This is a genomic window from uncultured Aliiroseovarius sp., assembly GCF_947492455.1.
Taxonomy (GTDB): domain Bacteria; phylum Pseudomonadota; class Alphaproteobacteria; order Rhodobacterales; family Rhodobacteraceae; genus Aliiroseovarius.
In genome coordinates, this window is sequence record NZ_CANLNB010000004.1 from 523,463 (window position 1) to 542,931 (window position 19,469).

At 60.3% G+C, this 19,469-nt stretch carries 12 protein-coding genes and 1 tRNA gene; 7 read left to right on the forward strand and 6 right to left on the reverse strand.

Features of this window, described 5'->3' with window-relative positions; translation table 11 throughout:
* The first annotated feature begins 32 nt into the window (after positions 1-32).
* The 4 genes from Q0677_RS12455 (at position 33) to Q0677_RS12470 (ending at position 6,728) form a co-directional block, all read left to right on the forward strand.
* On the forward strand, positions 33-2,288 hold the full coding sequence (locus Q0677_RS12455) for an adenosylcobalamin-dependent ribonucleoside-diphosphate reductase (protein WP_298910238.1): 2,256 nt from the start codon (positions 33-35) through the stop codon (positions 2,286-2,288).
* 122 nt (positions 2,289-2,410) lie between these two features.
* Positions 2,411-3,139 carry an ABC transporter ATP-binding protein gene (locus Q0677_RS12460; protein WP_298910239.1) on the forward strand — a complete coding sequence of 243 codons (729 nt, stop codon included), beginning with the start codon at positions 2,411-2,413 and terminating at the stop codon, positions 3,137-3,139.
* Positions 3,136-5,499 (forward strand): ABC transporter permease, encoded by a 2,364-nt coding sequence (locus Q0677_RS12465; RefSeq protein ID WP_298910241.1) that lies wholly within the window; start codon positions 3,136-3,138, stop codon positions 5,497-5,499. Before Q0677_RS12460 ends, Q0677_RS12465 begins: the two co-directional genes overlap by 4 nt.
* A 5-nt stretch (positions 5,500-5,504) precedes the next feature.
* Positions 5,505-6,728: an HlyD family efflux transporter periplasmic adaptor subunit gene (locus Q0677_RS12470; protein WP_298910243.1), complete on the forward strand. Its 1,224-nt coding sequence runs from the start codon at positions 5,505-5,507 to the stop codon at positions 6,726-6,728.
* A 2-nt stretch (positions 6,729-6,730) separates the two neighbouring features.
* Here Q0677_RS12470 and Q0677_RS12475 read toward each other — a convergent pair whose 3' ends face one another.
* Complete coding sequence (locus Q0677_RS12475; protein ID WP_298910245.1) at positions 6,731-8,734, reverse strand: hydantoinase/oxoprolinase family protein; 2,004 nt, start codon at positions 8,732-8,734, stop codon at positions 6,731-6,733.
* Positions 8,735-9,083: 349 nt separating this feature from the next.
* On the opposite strand from Q0677_RS12475, the gene Q0677_RS12480 reads away from it, so the two are divergent.
* Both Q0677_RS12480 and Q0677_RS12485 read left to right on the forward strand, forming a co-directional pair.
* Positions 9,084-11,051, forward strand: a complete 1,968-nt coding sequence (locus Q0677_RS12480; protein WP_298910248.1) for an AAA family ATPase — start codon at positions 9,084-9,086, stop codon at positions 11,049-11,051.
* A gap of 81 nt (positions 11,052-11,132) precedes the next feature.
* Positions 11,133-12,089, forward strand: a complete 957-nt coding sequence (locus Q0677_RS12485) for a hexose kinase (RefSeq protein ID WP_298910249.1) — start codon at positions 11,133-11,135, stop codon at positions 12,087-12,089.
* Positions 12,090-12,114: 25 nt separating this feature from the next.
* Here Q0677_RS12485 and Q0677_RS12490 read toward each other — a convergent pair whose 3' ends face one another.
* Entirely contained in the window at positions 12,115-14,085 is a 1,971-nt protein-coding gene (locus Q0677_RS12490; RefSeq protein WP_298910252.1) for a DEAD/DEAH box helicase, read from the reverse strand.
* A gap of 155 nt (positions 14,086-14,240) precedes the next feature.
* A complete protein-coding gene (locus Q0677_RS12495; RefSeq protein WP_298910255.1) occupies positions 14,241-16,118 on the reverse strand; it encodes a cation:proton antiporter in 1,878 nt (625 codons plus the stop codon).
* Positions 16,119-16,309: 191 nt separating this feature from the next.
* Here Q0677_RS12495 and Q0677_RS12500 point away from each other — a divergent pair.
* A tRNA-Ser gene (locus Q0677_RS12500) sits at positions 16,310-16,399 on the forward strand.
* 367 nt (positions 16,400-16,766) lie between these two features.
* On the opposite strand, the gene Q0677_RS12505 is transcribed toward Q0677_RS12500, so the two are convergent.
* Genes Q0677_RS12505 through Q0677_RS12515 form a run of 3 tightly spaced genes read right to left on the reverse strand, consistent with a single transcriptional unit; the run spans position 16,767 to position 19,438 of the window.
* Positions 16,767-18,026, reverse strand: a complete 1,260-nt coding sequence (locus Q0677_RS12505) for a recombinase family protein (protein ID WP_298910257.1) — start codon at positions 18,024-18,026, stop codon at positions 16,767-16,769.
* A 55-nt stretch (positions 18,027-18,081) separates the two neighbouring features.
* Positions 18,082-18,246 (reverse strand): hypothetical protein, encoded by a 165-nt coding sequence (locus tag Q0677_RS12510; protein ID WP_298910258.1) that lies wholly within the window; start codon positions 18,244-18,246, stop codon positions 18,082-18,084.
* A gap of 10 nt (positions 18,247-18,256) precedes the next feature.
* The gene (locus Q0677_RS12515; protein ID WP_298910260.1) at positions 18,257-19,438 is read right to left on the reverse strand and encodes a phytanoyl-CoA dioxygenase family protein; all 1,182 of its coding nucleotides are present in this window, start codon (positions 19,436-19,438) and stop codon (positions 18,257-18,259) included.
* Positions 19,439-19,469 lie beyond the last annotated feature (31 nt).

Consider the following 19,469-nt stretch of genomic DNA (forward strand, 5'->3'; position numbering starts at 1 on the left):
AAAGCCCTCCAAGCCGAACAGGAAACAATCGTATGAGCCGCTTTGCTGCCCCCATCGCCGAACAAATCTGGGATATGAAATATCGCTTGAAGAAGGCCGATGGGACGCCTCAGGATCAGACGGTTGAAGACACGTGGCGCCGCATCGCGCGCGCCCTGTCCGCGTCGGAACCCAAGCAGGAAGAGCGATTCTATAACGCGCTGGAAGATTTCAAATACCTGCCCGCTGGCCGCATCACTGCGGGTGCTGGCACGGGCCGTGCCGTGACCCTATTCAATTGCTTCGTTATGGGCACCATCCCGGACAGCATGTCGGGCATTTTCGACATGCTGAAAGAGGCCGCGCTGACCATGCAGCAGGGCGGCGGGATCGGCTATGACTTTTCGACCATCCGTCCGCGTGGCGCGGATGTGATGGGCGTCGCCGCAGATGCATCCGGCCCGCTGTCCTTCATGGACGTGTGGGACGCGATGTGCCGCACGATCATGTCGGCAGGCTCGCGCCGTGGGGCGATGATGGCCACCATGCGCTGTGACCACCCGGACATTCAGGACTTCATCACCGCGAAATCGGACGCGGCCCGTCTGCGCATGTTCAACATGTCGGTTCTGGTCACCGATGACTTCATGGAAGCCGTGAAGTCGGATGGCAGCTGGGATCTGAAATTCAACGGCACCGTTTATCACACGGTCGAGGCGCGTGATCTGTGGAACAAGATCATGAAGGCGACCTATGACTACGCCGAGCCGGGCGTGATCTTCATCGACCGCATCAACCAGATGAACAACCTGAATTATTGCGAGACGATCGCCGCCACCAACCCCTGTGGCGAACAGCCCCTGCCGCCTTATGGCGCCTGTCTGCTGGGCTCTATCAACCTTGCAAAAATGGTCAAGGATCCGTTTGAAGAAACCGCCGAACTGGACGGCGACGCGCTGACCGAGCTGGTTTCGACTGCTGTGCGCATGATGGACAACGTGGTGGACGAAAGCCGCTTCCCGCTGGAGGCTCAGGCGCAAGAAGCCCAAGCCAAGCGTCGTATCGGTCTTGGTGTGACCGGTCTGGCGGATGCTCTTTTGATGCTGGGTCTGCGTTATGGCTCGGACGAGGCGGCCGCCCAGACCGAAGCATGGATGAAGCAGATTGCGCGCGCGTCCTATCTGGCGTCGGTCGAGCTGGCCAAGGAAAAAGGCCCGTTCCCGCTGTTCGACGCGGACAAGTATCTGGCTTCGGGCTCGTTGCAGCATATGGACGACGACGTGCGTGACGCGATCCGTAAGCACGGCATCCGCAACGCGCTGCTGACCTCGATTGCGCCGACCGGCACGATCAGCCTGTATGCAGGCAACGTGTCTTCGGGGATCGAGCCGGTCTTCGCCTATGCCTACACCCGCAAAGTGCTGCAGCCCGATGGCTCGCGCACCGAGGAAGAAGTGGTCGATTACGCCGTGCAGTTGTGGCGCGACAAGTTTGGCGACAAAGAGCTGCCGGACTATTTCGTCAACGCGCAGACGCTGGCCCCGATGGATCACGTGAAGATGCAGGCGGCGGCCCAGAAATGGATCGACAGCTCGATTTCCAAGACCATCAACTGCCCGGAAGACATCAGCTTTGATGACTTCAAAGACGTCTACATGGAAGCGTGGGAAACCGGCTGTAAGGGCTGCACCACCTATCGCCCGAACGACGTGACCGGGTCGGTTCTGTCGGTGTCCGAGGAAAGCGAAAAAGCGCCCGAGGCCGATAGCGGTGCAGACGTGGTCTATATTTCCGAGCCGCTGGACCGCCCGCAGTCGCTAGAAGGCCATACCTACAAGGTGAAATGGCCCGATAGCGAGCACGCGATCTATATCACTGTGAATGACCTGATCATCAACGGCCATCGCCGCCCGTTCGAGGTGTTCATCAACTCGAAAAACATGGAGCACTTCGCCTGGACGGTTGCGCTGACCCGCATGATCTCAGCCGTGTTCCGCCGTGGTGGTGACGTCAGCTTCGTCGTGGAAGAGCTGAAAGCCGTGTTCGACCCGCGCGGTGGCGCGTGGATGGATGGGAAGTACATCCCGTCGATTTTGGCGGCCATCGGCTCGGTCATCGAGCGTCACATGATCGCAACCGGCTTCCTGGAGGGCGAAGGCATGGGCCTGAAATCCGATCCCCAAGCCGAGGTCGTAAACTTGGGCGAGCAACCGCGTGGCAAAGCCTGTCCCAGCTGTGGTCAGTATGACATGCGGATGATCGAAGGCTGCATGACCTGCGGATCCTGCGGTCACTCCAAGTGCGGTTAAAATTGTGATGAATTAACTGTCCGCTATGGATCAGTTTCAGTCGGCGCGCCGATTTTCGGCGCGCCGACGCAATCTTGACCTTGATCAATATTCCCTTGGCGCGGCTCATGTTACTGTAAGCCATGACATCGGCGCATGATACAGACACAGACCACGCCTTTCAGGTTCAGGGACTGACCAAAACCTATGGCGAGGGCCACTCGGCAGTGCATGCGCTGCGGGGCGCTGACCTTGAGATCGGCGATGGCGAGATCGTCGTGCTGCTTGGCGCGTCCGGAAGCGGCAAATCCACGCTTCTGAATATCTTGGGTGGGCTGGATCGCGCGTCCTCGGGCTCGGTCTGTTTCCGAGATCAGATTCTTACGGATATGGATGACCGCGCGCTGACCAACTATCGGCGGCGTCATGTTGGGTTTGTCTTTCAGTTCTACAACCTGATGCCCAGCCTGACCGCCCGCGAGAATGTCGAGCTGGTGACCGAGATCGCCGAGAATCCCATCACCGCCGAGCGCGCGTTGGAGCTTGTCGGGCTGACCAAGCGCATCGACCATTTTCCGGCGCAATTGTCGGGGGGCGAGCAGCAACGCGTCGCCATTGCCCGGGCCGTCGCCAAGCAGCCGGATGTTCTGTTTTGTGACGAACCCACGGGCGCGCTGGACAGCACCACGGGCCGTGCGGTTCTGCGGGTCATCCAAGACGTGAACGAAGCGCTGGGCACCACTGTCCTGTTGATCACCCATGCCGCAGCGACAGCGGCGATGGCCGACCGGGTCATTCACTTCGCAGACGGTCAAATTCAGAAAGTCGAGCTAAACGAAAACCGTGTCTCCGCCGAGGAGATCCACTGGTGACCCCGCTTCACGCCAAGCTCATGCGCGATCTATGGCGGATCAAGGCGCAAGCAGCTGCGATCATGGTGGTGATCGCGATTGGCGTTGGCTTGCAGATCATGATGACCGGCTTCGTATCCTCACTGACCCTGACCCGCGACGCTTATTACGAACGTCACCAGCTTGCTGACATCTTCGCGCCGGTGGTGCGTGCGCCGAATTACGTGGAAAGCCGACTGGCGGATATTCCCGGCATTCGCACGGTCGAGACGCGGCTGAACAGCATGGCCTCGGCCAAGGTCGACACCCGTGAGTTCTCGATTTCGATGCAGGTGCTGTCTTTGCCTCTGCATGGGCGGCGGCATTTGAATGAGGTGCGTTTGACGCAGGGGCGGATGCCGGATGCGCAGCGGCCCGATGAAATCCTGCTGCTGGAAAGCTTCGCAACGGCCCACGGCATCGCGCCGGGGTCGCAATTGGAAGTCACGCTGCATGGTGTGCGCCGCTGGTACAACGTCGTGGGTACCGCGCAATCGCCCGAGTTCATCTATTTCGCAGCCCCCGGAGAGTTCATCCCCGACGACGCGCGGTTTGGCGTGATCTGGATGGGCAGACCCGCCCTTGCAGCCGCGCTGGACCTTGAAGGCGCGTTTAACGAGGCTTTGGTGTCGCTTCTGCGCGGGGCCAATAAAGACGCAGTTCTGGATCAGATCGACCAAGTGCTGGATCCGTTTGGCGCACCGGGCGCCTATGGGCTTGAGGACTTCCAGTCGGACCGGTTCCTGAGCGAAGAGATCTCGGGGCTCGAGGTCACCTCCAGCACCGTGCCGCCCGTATTCATGATGGTCGCCGCCTTCCTGCTTTACATCGTCACCAGCCGCATGATCACCGCCGAGCGGGAAGAGATCGGGCTGGTCCGGGCGTTTGGTTACTCAAAGCGGGAAGTCGCCAGCCATTATCTGGAACTCGCCCTATTCATCGCCGTCACCGGTGCTGCGCTGGGCTGTCTGCTTGGCGTGCTTCTGGGGCGTGCGATGGTGCCGGTCTACACGACCTACTACAAACTGCCCTTCCTGCTGTTCCGGCTAGAGTTTGCGTCCTTCGCATCGGGGCTGCTGCTGAGTATCGCCGTCGCCACTTTGGGCGGGATCTGGGCGCTGCGGGGGATCTTCCGGCTGACCCCAGCCCAAGCCATGCGCCCGCCGACACCGCCTGACTTCTCGCATTCGTTCTCGTTCAAAAAAGGCCTATTTGCCCGGCTGGATCAGCCCACCCGCATGGTGCTACGCCGACTGATGCGTCAGCCGTGGCGGATGCTAGGTGCGGTGATCGGGATCGCCTCGGGTATGGCGTTAAGCCTTGCGATGCTCATCATCTATGACGGGTTTGACGTGGCCATCGATCGGACCTTCAACGTGGTGGATCGATCCGATGCGACGGTCAGTTTCGTGCGAAACGTGCCCATGCGCACGATCTATAATCTGCAGGGGATGGAGGGGATTTCCCACGCGGAACCCGTCCGCTTTGTCCCCGTGGTGTTTCGAAATGGGCTTCGGACTTACAAGGGCAGCATCACGGGACTGTCCCAAGCCCCCATACTCCACCGCGCCTTGGACAAAGACCTGCAACCGATCGCGCTGCCCGAACGGGGTATCGTTCTGTCCACGCCGCTAGCGGATGTTTTGGACGTCGAGGTTGGCGACACGCTTATGTTGGAGATCCGGGAAGGAAGGCAGCAGACCGTCATGACACAAGTTGCCGGGATCGCCGAAAGCCTGCTGGGCGCGCCCGCCTATATGGATCTGGCTGCGCTGGGCCGACAGGTTGGCGAACCAAACCGGTTCTCAGCCGCGTATATCGCGATGCGCGACGGGGCTCAGTCAAAGGTCTATGCAGACCTCAAGGACATGCCCGCCGTCGCGGGGATCAGCCTGCGCAGCGAGGCCGAGGACGCTTTTAAGAAAGTCATGGACGAAGGCGCGGGTTCGGCCCGATTCATCATGGGAGTTATGGCCTTCGCGATCACCTTCGGGATTGTCTACAACGTCGCCCGCGTCGCGCAGGATGAAAGCGCGCGTGATCTGGCCAGCTTACGGGTCTTGGGGTTCAGACACTCGGAAGCCGCGTTCGTGCTGCTGGGCGAACTGGCCGTCGTCGTCCTTCTGGCCCTGCCGCTTGGCTTGTGGATGGGCACGGGGCTGTCCCATCTGATCGCGCAGGGCTTTTCGACCGACCTGTACCAGATCCCGGTCATCTTTGCGCCGAAGGCCTATGGCAGCTCGATCTCGGTCGTTGTTTGTGCGGCCGTGGTTTCCGGATGGCTTGTGCAGCGTAGAATTAGATCTACAGATATCACTCTAGCCCTTAAAACAAGGGAGTAATGGGAATGCAAAAACACGCGAAACTCTCTCGGAGCGTCCTGATCATTGCGGTCGTCGGTTTTATCGGCGCGGCGATCATTGCGCTGTTGATGCCAAAGCCGATCCCGGTGGATTTCGGCACCGTGCAGCAAGGCCCGATGGAGGTCACGATTGTCGAGGAAGGGCGCACCAACGTGCGCGAGACCTATATCGTGTCGACCCCCGTTGCGGGCAGGCTTCTGCGTGTGCGGGTGCACCCCGGGGACGCGGTGACGCGCGGGGAAACGGTGGTGGCGCGGATGCTGCCCACCAATCCGGCCGTTCTTGACAGTCGCACGCGTGAACAAGCCGTCGCTGCGGTCGAAGCAGCCTCCGCCGCTGTGCAACTGGCCCGCGCCAGTCTGGAGGCAGCCCTTGCCAACGAGGAATTGGCGAACTCCGAAGTCGAACGCTCGCGTGCGCTGTTTGACAGCGGCATCGCCAGCAAGGCCACGCTGGACCGCGCGGAAAGCGCGTGGCGGGCCAGCCGGGCAAGTCGTGCGACGGCAGAAGCGTCCATTGCGATGCGCGAGGCGGAGCTGGCAAATGCACAGGCCATTCTTGTGGGGCAGGACGATCTTGGATCGACGGGTGGGAACAGCAACCTTCCGGAAATCCCGCTTCTGTCCCCGATTGACGGTCGTATTTTGCAGGTGTTTCAAGAAAGCGAAACCGTCTTGCCCGCCGGCGCTCCGATCATGGAGATCGGCGACATCGCGTCCGACCTTGAGGTCATTGTGAACCTGATCTCGTCCGATGCGGTCCGGGTTTCGGTTGGGGATACGGTGATCTTGCGCGATTGGGGGCAGGACAATGAATTGATAGGCGCTGTCACGCGGGTTGATCCGTTCGGGGTCACCAAAGCCTCGGCCCTTGGGATCGAAGAACAGCGTGTGCGGGTCGAGATCGAAATCCAAAGCCCGCCCGAAGATCGCGCGGGGCTGGGGCATGGCTATCGTTTGGAAGCTGCCATCGTCGTGTGGCAGGCCGAGGATGTTCTGTCCGTGCCAACCAGCGCATTGTTCCGGACCAACGGGGATTGGTCGGTGTTCAAGGTGACGGACGGCGTTGCCACATTGACCCCGGTCGAGATCGCCAACAGCAACGGCGTGTTCACGGAACTGCGCCAGGGGCTTGCCGAAGGCGACACGGTGATCTTGTACCCGTCAGCACTGGTCGAAGACGGCAGCAAGGTGGAAAGCCGGCAATAAGCCTATTCCACCGCAACCCGTGGGCGACCGCTGGCTTCGACCATGATGGTGCCTTCGACAAACACGTTCTGCCCTTCGATCTGGGCGGAGCGGATATCGCGTTCGGTGACAAAGTGAATGTCCGTTGCTCCCGCCGTTCTTGCGGCATCCTGTGAGACGTCGCGCAGATGCTGCTCCAGCGCTGTCATGGCCGCGTCGGCGTCCAGATAATCCTCGGGGCCAGTTTCCAGATGCACGCGGTACTTGCCCTCGGTGGGCGAGGTCACGGTGCCGGATCGACGGAAGGTCACGCGGCCCACCACGGCGCCGACCGCGTTGGCGACGCCCGCATGTTCAGGCAGCCGCATCTTGCAATGCAAACGCTCGCCAACCGCGGGGTAATAGCTAGGCGCGGAGGCCCCAAGCCCAACGACTTCGACATTCAATGCTGCATCCAGCGCCAGCAAGCCACGGTGATTGGCAAGCGCGCGTTGGGTCAGGACATGGCGTGCGAGAGTTTGGGGCGGAACACCGAAATCGTCCGCTTCCTCGGCGAAGGCAGTTTCCAGCAGTGTCAGCGCCGTTTGTTCGGTCATCTGGTCGATGATCTTCTGCGCCATCTCTTCCGGCGAGGTTGCCAGCCGCGCGCCGTTGCCGCTGCGTTTGCGGGAAAACAGCTCCAGCCCCTTGCGCGCGGCCTCGGTGTCCCACGCGTCCAGACGGCCCAGAACGTGGCTGGCATCGGACGGCGTCACGCCCGAAACCTGAACGATCCCGCGATCAATCAACCGGGTCAGCGCGCTGCTTTCCAGACGGGACTGCAGAAGCTTGTTCAGGGGCAGGACGGCGTCACCTAGGCGACCAAGCAAAGTTTCCGCCCGTGTATCAATCCCGTCGGTCGGGACGTTGGGTACTCGGCGGGCAAAGCGGGTGTCATGTTCGCCCGGCGCCGCCATGCGCAATTGTTCGTCGAGTGCTGCGTGGACGGCCTCGGGCGCCTCGGCTGCGATCAGCGACACGGGAAGCACACGGCGCGGACCCAAGGTGACTCCGCCCGTCAGACCTTCGCTGACGGGATGGACCTGACTATCCCCGCCAAGCCCGTGGGTGCGCATGGCGACGGCCTCGACCATGGTGCGGAAACCTCCGACTTGGGCGCCAGCGGGATCGATCATCGGCTTTCCATCTCGGATCACGGCAATATCGGTGGTGGTGCCCCCGATGTCTGACACCAGCGCATTGTCCACATTTGTCAACCAGCGCGCGCCCACGATCGAGGCGGCGGGACCGCTGAGGATGGTTTCGATCGGGCGTTCGCGGGCTTGCTCGGCGCTCATCAACGCGCCGTCGCCCCGGACGACCATCATGGGCGCGTCGATGCCGATGTCGCGCAAGGCGTCCTGAGCGCGACCAATCAGCCGGTCGATCATCCCGATCAGGCGTGCATTCAGAACGGCAGTCACGGCACGCTTTGGACCGTTCAGCTTGGACGACAGCTGATGAGAACAGGTGACGGGCGCGCCGGTGACCTCGGTGATGATCTGCGCGACTTCGAGTTCATGCGCGGGGTTGCGGGTGGCGAATTGCGCGGCGACCGCATAGCCCGAGATGCCGTGATGCGCTGCCAAAAACGCGCGGAGCGCGGCGACATCCAGCTCTGCCGCCGGACCGCCCGCATGGTTGTGCCCGCCGGGGATCACCAGTGCAGGATCGCCCTTCAGCGCGTCATTCAAGCCATGCTTGGCAAGATCAGCTTCCCTAAACCCGATGTAAATCAGAGCGACGCGCCCACCTTGCCCTTCGACCAAAGCGTTCGTTGCAAGGGTTGTGGATAGCGATGCCATTGCAATCTCGGCCGGCGCGATAGCGGCCTTTTCCAGAACGGCTTGAATGGCTTTGCCGACGCCAATCGCCAGATCCGTGCGGGTGGTCAGGGATTTTGCGCTGGCGATGACGGTTTTCTCGTCTCGGATCAACACCGCATCGGTATAGGTTCCGCCTGTATCGACCCCCAAAGACAATACCATGTTCGCGCCCTCACTCTATTCGCCGGACCTACAGAGCTTTATTCCACGTCCGTTTCAAGCGAAAGAACGGCATATACTTGACGTTTTCTGTCTAAGAATTCCACTTTTCGTAAGCTTTTGCACTTTACCATGGGGCATGCGGACATTTTGTCAGCTTGAAGATCGTCAGAATTGGCGCACTCTGCTTGTGAACGTGCTGACGGCGTTAAGCAGGACAGGATGCGCAGGGTGCTTAAACGCGTACCGGATTCTGCCCGCCGAATTCCGAGAAGATCAAAATTGGGCCATCTTAACGTCCATTTTTACTGAGATCCTTGGGATTGTAAGGGTGCGAGTTTGAGGGGGGCATATGACACGACACGGGGCGGACACAACGCAGGCACTGGCCACACATCACGACCTTCCGTCATGGTACGAGGAGTTCAGCTCGGCGGTGACCTATGCGGATCACATTATCCTGTCGGGCAATATCCGTGACCTCTATCCGTCGTTCACCGGACAGGGGGATCCGTTCCCTGATTTCGAAGAAACGTTATGGGATTTGCTGCGATCTCAGGGTTTTCGGGCGCTTTTGCATTACGATCCCGTCGCCGGGCTGACGATCCATAAGACGTCGTCGGACGCGGACGCCGACGCAGTGAAGGAAATGGATCTCTTTCAGGATAAACCGGATGCGCAGCCAGATGACATTCGGGACATCCACGCGGCGGTCGCGGATTTCGACGCGTTCCCGATTGCGCTGATGCTGGACTATGCCTCGCATTTTCGCACCCATGACGCGGTGGCGTATGATGATTGCATGGTGGCCATCGACCAGAAGTCGCGCGCGCGCAGGCAGGCTGGTACGGGGCGTCCCAATCCGACCATTTGGGTGGCCGATCACCTTGCGGATTTGCCCGACTGGTTTGTGTTGCAAAATGCGTCAGTCCGCGAAGTTCAGCTTGAGCTTCCCAATCTCGAAGACCGCTACTTTTTCGGTCGGCACCTTGCCGAAGACATGGGGTGGATCGATGCAGACCCGACGCCTGATCAGGAAAGATTGCTCCAGCAGTTTGCGTTTGAATGTGACGGGGGTCCGCTTCGTGCGATGCAGTGCATCGGCATGGTCGCCAAGGAAGAAGGGTTCAACCTGTCTCACATCTCGGACGCCGTCAGGGTGTTCAGAACGGGTGCCAGACGGAACCCCTGGGCCTCGCCTGTGTTGCGCGAGCGGATGAAGCGCGCGAACGAGATTTTAGGGCGTCGCATCAAGGGGCAACCGCATGCGCTGGAGCGGACGCTCGATATTCTGGCGCGCTCCATCCTTGGTCTGTCCGGCGCGCAGTCCGGGTCGATGCACACGCGTCCCCGGGGCGCACTGTTTTTGGTTGGTCCCACGGGCGTGGGCAAAACCGAGCTTGCCAAAGCGATCACCGAGCTTCTGTTCGGCGACGAAGCCGCCTGTCACCGCTTTGATATGTCTGAATTCATGGAAGAAAGCTCGGTCGCGCGGCTGATCGGCGCGCCGCCCGGGCACCATGATCACGAAAAGGGCGGGCAGCTGATCAATGCCGCGAACCGGCGCCCCTTCAGCGTGTTTCTGTTCGACGAGGTCGAGAAAGCCCACCCCCGCGTCCTAGACCTGTTCCTGCAGATCCTTGACGAAGGACGCCTTGCAGACGCGCGCGGATCCACCGCCTATTTTTCCGAGGCGCTGATCATCTTCACCTCGAATATCGGCATGGTGGAAGGGTCGCGGGCGACCAATATGGGCATGAATGTCCTGCCGTCAGACACCTATGCGCAACTGTCTATGAAGATCACGAAGGCCGTCGAAGAGCACTTCCGGAATGACCTGAAACGCCCCGAGCTTTTGAACCGGATTGGTCAGAATGTGGTGGCTTTTGATTTCCTGAAACCCACCGGGATGGCGGCGATTTTCGATGCAATTCTGGAGCGGGTGCAAAACACCGTTGAACAAGAGCATGGCGTGAAGATCACGCTCAGCGATGTCGGCTATTCCAAGCTCAAACAGGTGTGCACGCAGGACTATTTCTACGGAGGTCGCGGCATCGCCAACCGGATCGAGGCGCATTTCATCAATCCGCTGGCCCGCCAGTTCTTCCTGACCGGGATCGAGACGAGCTTGCATATCGTGGATGTCCACGTGACCGACGACAAAACGACGTTGCAGATCGACGGGGATACATCCTTTGCGAGCGCCGACAACGCGCCGTTTGCCCCGCCGCAGAAGTCGCGATTTCAGGTGCGCAAATCCCGTCTTCGGCGACCGGCAGAGCTTCATGTCGATCAGCGAAGACGGACTGATTCCGAGTAAGTTTACTATTCTTGCGAGAACTTAGGGCGTAGTTGTTATAGGCTATCAATTGCGCCCAATCTTATGTCGGTGAATACCAGAATGACGACGCCCTGCGAAATCTTGACCATCACGCTGAAGCCCGCCGTTGATTACGCGACCTCGACGGAACGCGTAACTCCGGGTGCGAAACTGTATTGTAGCGCTCCGCGGATTGATCCCGGTGGGGGCGGCGTGAATGTGGCACGGACGATCCTGAAACTGGGCGGGAGCGCGAAGGCATTCGTGGCGGTCGGCGGATCCATGGGGGATCTGCTGTTAGAGCTGCTCGCGAAAGAAGGCGTCCCGGTCATTGCCAGTCGGATCACCGGGGAAACCGGGTACAGTCTGGCGGTCATGGACGAGGAAGCGCAAAAGCAGTATCGGTTTTCGCTGCCCGGCGCGCTGTTGCATGCGGTTGAGGGGCAAATGCTGCTTGACCAGATCGCGCCCGAGGTGCCGACGCACGGAATTGTTGTTCTAAGTGGGGGAATGGCGGCAGGGCTTGCCGATGATTTTGTGCAAGAGGTGCAGAAGGTTGCGCAACGCCACGACACGCGTCTGATCGTCGACACGTCCAAGACGCCGCTTCAGCACATGATCGACAACCCGCACGCCCCTGTCGACGTGTTGCGGCTGGATCGCAGCGAAATCGAGAAGGCGTTCGGCAGAACGCTAAAATCGATCTCGGACAATCTGTATTTCTCGGAAGAGCTCGTGCGCCGGGGTGTCGCAAAGATCGTCGTGGCAGGGCATGGCGCCGCGGGATCGTGCATGGTAGCGGACGGCCAGAGGTTCTTTTGCCGCGCGCCCAAAGTGCCCGAGCGCAGCAAAGTCGGTGCCGGGGACGCACTGGTCGGGTCCTTCACGCTGTCGCTGTCCCGGGGCGATCCACCCGAGCATGCCTTGCAGTGGGGCGTCGCCGCCGCCGCCGCGACCGTCAGTACCGAGGGCACGGCCCTGTGTGAACAGGCCGTGACCGAAGCGCTGTTAGGGCAGTGCCGGCTGGAACAGTTCTAGCACCGCCCAGCCTGCACCGATCCAATCACTTCCGCCGTTTCGGCGTATCATTTCCGCCCGCTGCCTTGGCCGCCGCACGGGCGCGGTTTTTCTTGCTGCTGGGTTTGCCCTTCGGCGGGGGCGGTCCCTTGGGTCCGTCTTTGCGGTGTTTGGGTTTGCCACCGTCAAAGCCACCAGAGGCCTTCTTGGGTTTGCCCTTGTTCTTGGTGTCAGACGATTTACGCGGCGCCAATGCGCCGTGTGCGCCCTCATCCAATTCGCGTTTCTTCGGCCCTTTGTGACGCGGCTTGCGGTCTTCGGGTTTGGGTTTGCGCGGCTTGGGCGCGGGATCGTCGTTCCAGTCGATCGGAGGCGTGTTCCCTTTGCGGTGACGCGGTTTTCCAGAAAAGTCACGGTCACGTTTGGGGCGCTTGAAGTCGGGCACGTCGGGGGCACCGTCCAGCCGGACGATCTCTTTGGTCTTCTCAACCCGCATGTTAGGGCCAATCGCCGCGACGAACCCGTCCACGGCTTGCTCGCGGATTTCGATAAAGCTTTGATCGTCCGCGATGCGGATCGCGCCGATATCGTCCTTGGTGATGTCGCCCGCCTTGCAGATCATCGGCAGCAGGAAGCGCGGCGAGGCGTGTTGGTTGCGCCCTTCCGAGACGGAGAACCACACGCTGGGGCCAAACGGCGCTTTGGGCTTGCGCTTCTGGTCGGTGAATTCCTGCAGCTCCTCAGGGGCCGAGTGGCGCGTTTTGTATTGCCGCAGATAGGCAGCGGCCAGTTGCTCGGGCGAGAAGTTTTCGACCAGCTGGGCCACAGCGCTCTGTTCGCTGTCCATGATTTCGACCGTCCAGTCGTCCGAGGCCAGCATGCGCTCTTCGTCGCGGCTGTTCACGGCGTCAGCAGAAGGCGCAGGGCCCCATTCTGCGTTCAGCTTGGCGAACTTCAGAATGCGTTCGGCCTTTTTGCGCGACGACGGCACAACGACCAGCGCACTGACGCCCTTACGTCCAGCCCGACCCGTCCGGCCCGAGCGGTGCAGAAGCGTTTCATGGCTGCTGGGCAGTTCGGCATGGACCACGAGGTCCAGATTGGGCAGGTCAATGCCGCGCGCGGCCACATCGGTCGCCACGCAGACCCGCGCGCGCCCATCGCGCATTGCCTGAAGCGCGTTAGAGCGTTCGCTTTGGGTCAGTTCGCCCGACAGGGCCACGACCGAGAATCCCCGGTTCGACAAGCGTGCCGTCAGGCGCGACACCATCGCGCGGGTGTTGCAGAACACGATGGAGTTCGGCGCTTCGTAATAGCGCAGCACGTTGATGATCGCGTTTTCGCCATCGCGGGGGGACACCGTCATCGCGCGGTATTCGATGTCGCTGTGCTGTTTCTTTTCGCCTACGGTCGACACACGTTCCGCGTCGCGCTGATAGCTTTTGGCAAGCTTGGTGATGGCGGCGGGTACGGTGGCCGAGAACAGCAGCGTCTGGCGGTCTTCCGGCGTCTCTTCCAGAATGAACTCCAGATCTTCGCGGAAGCCCAGATCCAGCATTTCGTCCGCTTCGTCCAGCACCACGGCGCGGATCTGGGTCAGGTCGATGGACCCGCGCATGATGTGATCGCGCAGACGGCCCGGCGTGGCAACGACAACATGTGCACCGCGGGCCAAGGCACGACGTTCGTCGCGCATATCCATGCCGCCCACGCAGGATGCCAGAAAGGCGCCTGCATCTTTGTAAAGCCAACCGAGTTCTCGCTTCACCTGCATTGCCAGCTCGCGCGTGGGCGCGATGACCAGCGCAAGCGGCGCACCAGAGGCACCGAACGTGTCGTCGTCCCCAAGGATCGTCGGCGCGATGGCCAGCCCGAACCCAATCGTCTTACCCGATCCGGTTTGGGCCGATACCAGAAGGTCACGCCCGTCCAGATCCGGGTTGGTAACCGCCTGCTGAACAGGGGTCAAAGTGTCATAGCCCTTGCGGGCAAGCGCATCTGCGATGGTTTGTTTCACGAGTAAGGTTCTTTGTATGTCCCGGCTGGCGCACACCCACTGCCTGCGCCTTGTCCTAGGTTAAGGGCGCCGTGTATCGGGTACAGAAGCGTTTGTATAGGTGTCGAAACCCAATGTTTTAAGAATGCGCGCGCCGAAAAGGCACCTTTTCCGCGTTATTCGGCGGGTTGGTCCGCTTTGACGTCCTGCATCCGTCCGCGCAGCTGTTCTTGCCATTCCTCCATCATCTCGTCGACGCGCGCCATATAGGCCTCGTTTTCCAACGGTGGGATGTTGATGTCGTAAAGCCCGGCCAGATCCAGCATCGCCTCGCGGTCGGCGTCCTCGAACTCTTCCAACAGCTTTTCGGCCTGCGCGCGGCTATGCCCCAGCGCCTCGAAGACCGAGCGGCTGGCTCGGATCGAGCTGTCATAGGTCTCGCGGATGATGTCGCGGCAGCCGACGGACCACAGGTCATAGACGTGATTGCGGTCGATGGCACGGGCGACCAGATGCACATGCGGATGATGTTCGACCATATAGCGGACCAACTGGGTGATCGCCTCTTTGTCGTCAATGGCGATGACCAACACCTTTGCCTCGTCAATGCCCGCGGCATGCAGAAGGTCGGGGCGGGTGGCGTCTCCGAAATGGACGCTGATGTGGAAGCGGCGCAGCATTTCCAGCTGCTCGGACGAGTAATCCAGCACGGTCGTGTCATAGCCCGCCCCACGAAGCGCGCGGTTCACGATGCCGCCGAACCGGCCGTGACCAGCGATGATGATGGGGGCCTCGCCCGCGATCTCGTCCGCCTCGCGCTCTTCTTGCGCGCTGTATTTCGGAGCGATGACGCGGTCATATAGGATGAACAGGGCAGGGGTCAGCAGCATCGACAGCGCGACGACCAACAGAAGAAGGTCTGCGATGTCTTGCGGGATCACCGCATTGGCGACGGTGAAGGACAGGAGGACGAAGCCAAACTCGCCTGCCTGTGCCAAGCCAAGGCCAAACAACCATTTGTCGCCACCTTGTAGATTGAAGGCTCGCCCCAGCACCAACAGGATCGCGGATTTCAGCAGGATCAGACCAAGGGTCAGTCCGATGATCAGACCGAAGTTGCTGCCCAGTAGGCCGAAGTTGATCCCGGCGCCCACGGTGATGAAGAACACGCCCAGAAAGATGCCCTTGAAGGGATCAATGTCACTTTCCAGCTCGTGCCGATATTCGCTGCCAGCCATGACGACCCCCGCAAGGAAGGTGCCCAGCGCGGGCGAAAGGCCAACCAGCGTCATCAGAAGGGCGATGCCAAGGACCATCATCAGGGCGGTGGTGACAAACAGCTCGCGCAGGCGCGCCTTGGCGACGAACCGGAAAATCGGCGTGGTCAGATAAGTGCCGATGAAGACCACGCCAGCGATTGCCGCCAGCGTCACCAGCGCCGTTTGCCAGCCGTTCAGCCCGTCGACAAGGCTCAGGTTCAACCCGCCGCCATGTCCATCATCATGTCCTGCTCCGTGCGCCAGTGTGTCCGCCAGTTCTGGCATCGCCAGCAACGGAATTAGCGCCAGCATAGGAATCACCGCGATGTCCTGCATCAACAGGACCGAGAAGCTCGCCTGACCCCCGTCCGAGCGCAAAAGCCCCTTTTCGCGCAGGGTCTGGTTCACAATCGCGGTCGAGGAGAGCGCCAGCACCAGCCCGATCGCCAATCCGACCGTCATCGGCAGTCCGAAGGCCAGACACACCGCCAGCACGGCACCGGTCGTGATCCCGACCTGAAGCCCGCCCAGTACGAAAATGCGGCTGCGCATCTCCCACAGGGATTTCGGGTTCATCTCGAGCCCGACAATGAACAGCATCATCACCACGCCGAACTCGGCAAAATGCTGAAGCGCAATGACGTCTGCACCTGCCCAATGCAGGATCGGACTGATCGCGATGCCGGCCACAAGATAGCCCAGCACCGATCCCAAACCGAAGCGTGACGCGATGGGCACCGCAATCACCCCGGCCAGAAACAGTGTGAATGTAATCAGCATAAATTCAGCGGTCATGGCGCCCTCGCAATCGGTAACTTCGTTAAAATTTGCCCTGTTCGCGTTGGGCGGTATCGTTAGAAAAGCGTTCCAAGGGGGGCAGGTCAAGCAAGGGGAGCTTGGCGTGGTGAAGCAGGCGCGAGGAAAACCGACTTAAAAAGCGCTTTTGACCCTTGCCCCTGCGCGGCGACATAGCTAAACGGGTCGACGGAGACGTGGCCGAGTGGTCGAAGGCGCTCCCCTGCTAAGGGAGTAGGCGGGAAACCGTCTCGAGGGTTCGAATCCCTTCGTCTCCGCCACCCACCCCTGTCTCAGGTTTCCCTGCAGAATTGGTTTGGATTGCAGCCGTCAATTCAGGCGGTTGTGGGCTCGTGTTTTGCACTGAGACTCACCGTCAGTCGGAATTCCCCTGTTCATTCTCAGAAGTCTCAAAGGCCCAATTGTGGCGGTGGGGTTTGGATAGGAGTTTCCCTGATAAGGGGTGATTTACAGGGAATTTTGCCAGTAATCGTTGGTTTGGTGCTGATGATGGCAATTTAACTGCGGGGATAACAATGGGTTAGCCGTCGATTTCCCTAAACGCCGGAACAGGGAATCGGAATTCGGTATCAGGGTATATGCAGGCAAGGATCAGGAAACCTGGCGCGGTATCAGGGAGAGGGGAATTCAGGCGAATCCGAGCAGGCGTTCCTGGGCAGACCAGTCCAGGGGAAGCGTGGTGCACACGAGGGTTTCGAGAGTGAGCTCTATGGGTTGGGTGTCATTCAGAATGGCATATTGGAGTCGGGGGGACAGGAAGGCCAGAGGTAGGATACGGGCGACGTAGCTTTCTGACATGGAAGCCTTGGTGGCCACCGCGCGGATGGACGTGCCGGTTTTTATCTCGCCAACCCAAGCGTGGGCATTGCGTAACGCCTGGAGCAGGGTTTTGTCTGGTGTGGGTTCTCGCTCTCCGGCGATGATCTTCATCTCGGCGCCACATCGCCGGATGTTAAAGGGGGCAGAGTCGTCGAGAAGGCTCGCATGCAAATCGTCTGGGTTGCGTCCCAGTGCATCGGAAAGCTGATCCGCAGACAGCGTGATGCGCAGTTGCCCGTTTCCTAGAGTGCCGGACCGAATGAGCGGGGCGGCATGTTTGATCCCTACAGCCTCATCCCGCGTAATCAACTCTTTGACAGCCTCTGTTGCCGCAAGCGATCCAGCCACATCTGCCGCCGCCACTACCTCGTGCCGTTGAGCCGCGATCGCCAGGTGATCAATGACGGCTTTCACCACCGCCTGCTCCAGAGCCTTGGCTGGCAGTCGCCAGCCGGAGCGATCCGGCTTTCCTGTGACCAATCGATTGGAGACATAGTAGCGATGCCGGGTATTGCCTTTCTGCGTGTGAGAGGGCGTCAGCAGATCACCTGTCTCATCTCGCAATTTCCCAAGCAACGGCGCATGGTCATTGAGCGTTTGCGCGCGGGCCGTGCCTGCCTTACCCCGCCGTCGCATAGCGGTCGCTTCCAGTTTGCATTGCACCCGATCCCACTGGTCCTTGGTGATGATGGCCGGGTGCTGTCCGGGATAGGTTTTGTCCTTGTGCCGGATCTGGCCGAGGTAGGTCGGGTTGCAGAGCAGATGATAGATTTGACCCCGGCTGAAGGGCCGTCCCCCCTGAACACGCCCGGTCGAGAATACATGGCGTTTGAAGAGGAGCCCGTCCTTCGCGCTCTGTCGCGTGACCGCATTTAGGCAGCCCAGCTCTTCATAGAGATCGAAGATCTGCCGGACCGTTTTGGCTTCGTCCTCGTTAACCACCAGTTCGCGCCTGTTCGGATCCGGGTGAGGGTCATAACCCAGTGGTGCCACGCCGCCCATCCAGAGGCCTTTCTTTTTCGAGGCCGCGATCGTGTCACGGATCCGGCGGCGGCGGTGACGCTGCAATCAAGTTGGAACCAAACAGGGGCGCCCGAAATTGGCGCCCCTGTCTCATGCAATCTCAGTTCAGAAACTTGAGGCCGATCAATCGCCATGAATCCTGCTCTGGGATTCGTTTGATCTGCGCCATATAGGGGGTGCGTATCACCGCCCCGAAGCCGTTCTGCGCGTCAACATAAGCGATGGCGGCGAACAGGCGTTTCCCCCCTTTGTTCAGGCGCGCCATAATGCTGCAATTATGCGTGTCTACGATCCCACTGTGCGACGAGAAGCTCGTTAGTCTGTTCTTGGGTTTCCTGCTCAAGGACAGATCTTCTAACCAATGCAGCCTGCGTTTCTGGTGCCAGTCCCCCAATCGGAGGATCCGTGTCGAGGTTCGTCGGGAACGAATACCCTTCGGCCGACGCCGCAATCACCGCGTCCAGTTCAGCCTCGGACATCTGCCCGTCACGCCAAATCGCGGAAAGTGCGCCAAATAGTTTTTTGCACATGCCCAACCGGTCCACGCTTTCCATCGCGCGCCCAAAGGCGGACGAAACTTGGAGTAGATTGACCATCCGGTGCACGTCGGAGCTGTAGTTTTCGCCCGCTGCGTGGAATAGCGCGGGGTTGAAGAAGATCGCGTCGCCTTTTTCCAAGGGCAGTTGGACGTGATGTTCTTCAAAATGGGCGCGGAAGTCCTCGCGGCGCCACGCGGCGTAGCCCGGCTTGTAAAGCTGTGAGAACGGAAGCAGTTTTGTTGGCCCGCTTTCGATGGGAATGTCGCAATGGGCGATCCCGCCCTGTAGCGTCATCAAAGGCGAAAGATCATGCACATGGGCCGGGTAGGTGGCGCTGACCTCGGCGGTTTGGAACCCAAGGTGATAGTCGCGATGGGCCTGCTGAGCTTGGCCGCCGGGGCGGACAAGGTTGATTTGCGCTGTCATTTGATAATTCGGCCCAAGCCACGCCTCGGCAGCGGCGTCGATGGCCGGGGCAGCGAAATAGCGGACAAAGACCTCTGGCGCTGCAAAGCAAAGCTTCTGTAGCGAGTTCCAGATCCGGTCGTTGCTGCCTGCGGGGGCAAAATGGTCGGCCGCCTCTCCGCTTTGTGCCTTCTCGTCCCTGATGATCTGTTCATAGGCCGCCGAAGCGGCGTCGATTGCAGCGTGATTGGGTTGTGCCTGCTTCAGCACGAACACGCCTGCGCCAGACTGCAGGATGGTCGCCCACTCGGCCATCAGGGAGCGCCGTAAGTTTGGGTTCGACAGGTGCTCGGTCAGGGCAGGGATGTCGTAGATCGGGATGTTCTTCACGATCGTTTTCGCGAGAGGTACTTGATCCGAAGAAAGTGCACGCGCGGTCAGGGCTGCGAACTCATCTAAGTTGCAGGCCTCTGCGGAATAGAAACCAGTTTTGGTCGGTATTGCGGTGTTCATCGGGGTCCTCCTGTTCGTCATAGGTAAAATA

Bases quoted from the DNA above. Each gene is read 5' to 3' on its own strand.
- Q0677_RS12495 (WP_298910255.1), bottom strand. From the start codon at position 16,118: ATGACCGCTGAATTTATGCTGATTACATTCACACTGTTTCTGGCCGGG.
- Q0677_RS12475 (WP_298910245.1), bottom strand. From the start codon at position 8,734: ATGGTATTGTCTTTGGGGGTCGATACAGGCGGAACCTATACCGATGCG.
- Q0677_RS12460 (WP_298910239.1), top strand. From the start codon at position 2,411: ATGACATCGGCGCATGATACAGACACAGACCACGCCTTTCAGGTTCAG.
- Q0677_RS12485 (WP_298910249.1), top strand. From the start codon at position 11,133: ATGACGACGCCCTGCGAAATCTTGACCATCACGCTGAAGCCCGCCGTT.
- Q0677_RS12515 (WP_298910260.1), bottom strand. From the start codon at position 19,438: ATGAACACCGCAATACCGACCAAAACTGGTTTCTATTCCGCAGAGGCC.
- Q0677_RS12470 (WP_298910243.1), top strand. From the start codon at position 5,505: ATGCAAAAACACGCGAAACTCTCTCGGAGCGTCCTGATCATTGCGGTC.
- Q0677_RS12455 (WP_298910238.1), top strand. From the start codon at position 33: ATGAGCCGCTTTGCTGCCCCCATCGCCGAACAAATCTGGGATATGAAA.
- Q0677_RS12480 (WP_298910248.1), top strand. From the start codon at position 9,084: ATGACACGACACGGGGCGGACACAACGCAGGCACTGGCCACACATCAC.
- Q0677_RS12510 (WP_298910258.1), bottom strand. From the start codon at position 18,246: ATGGCGCGCCTGAACAAAGGGGGGAAACGCCTGTTCGCCGCCATCGCT.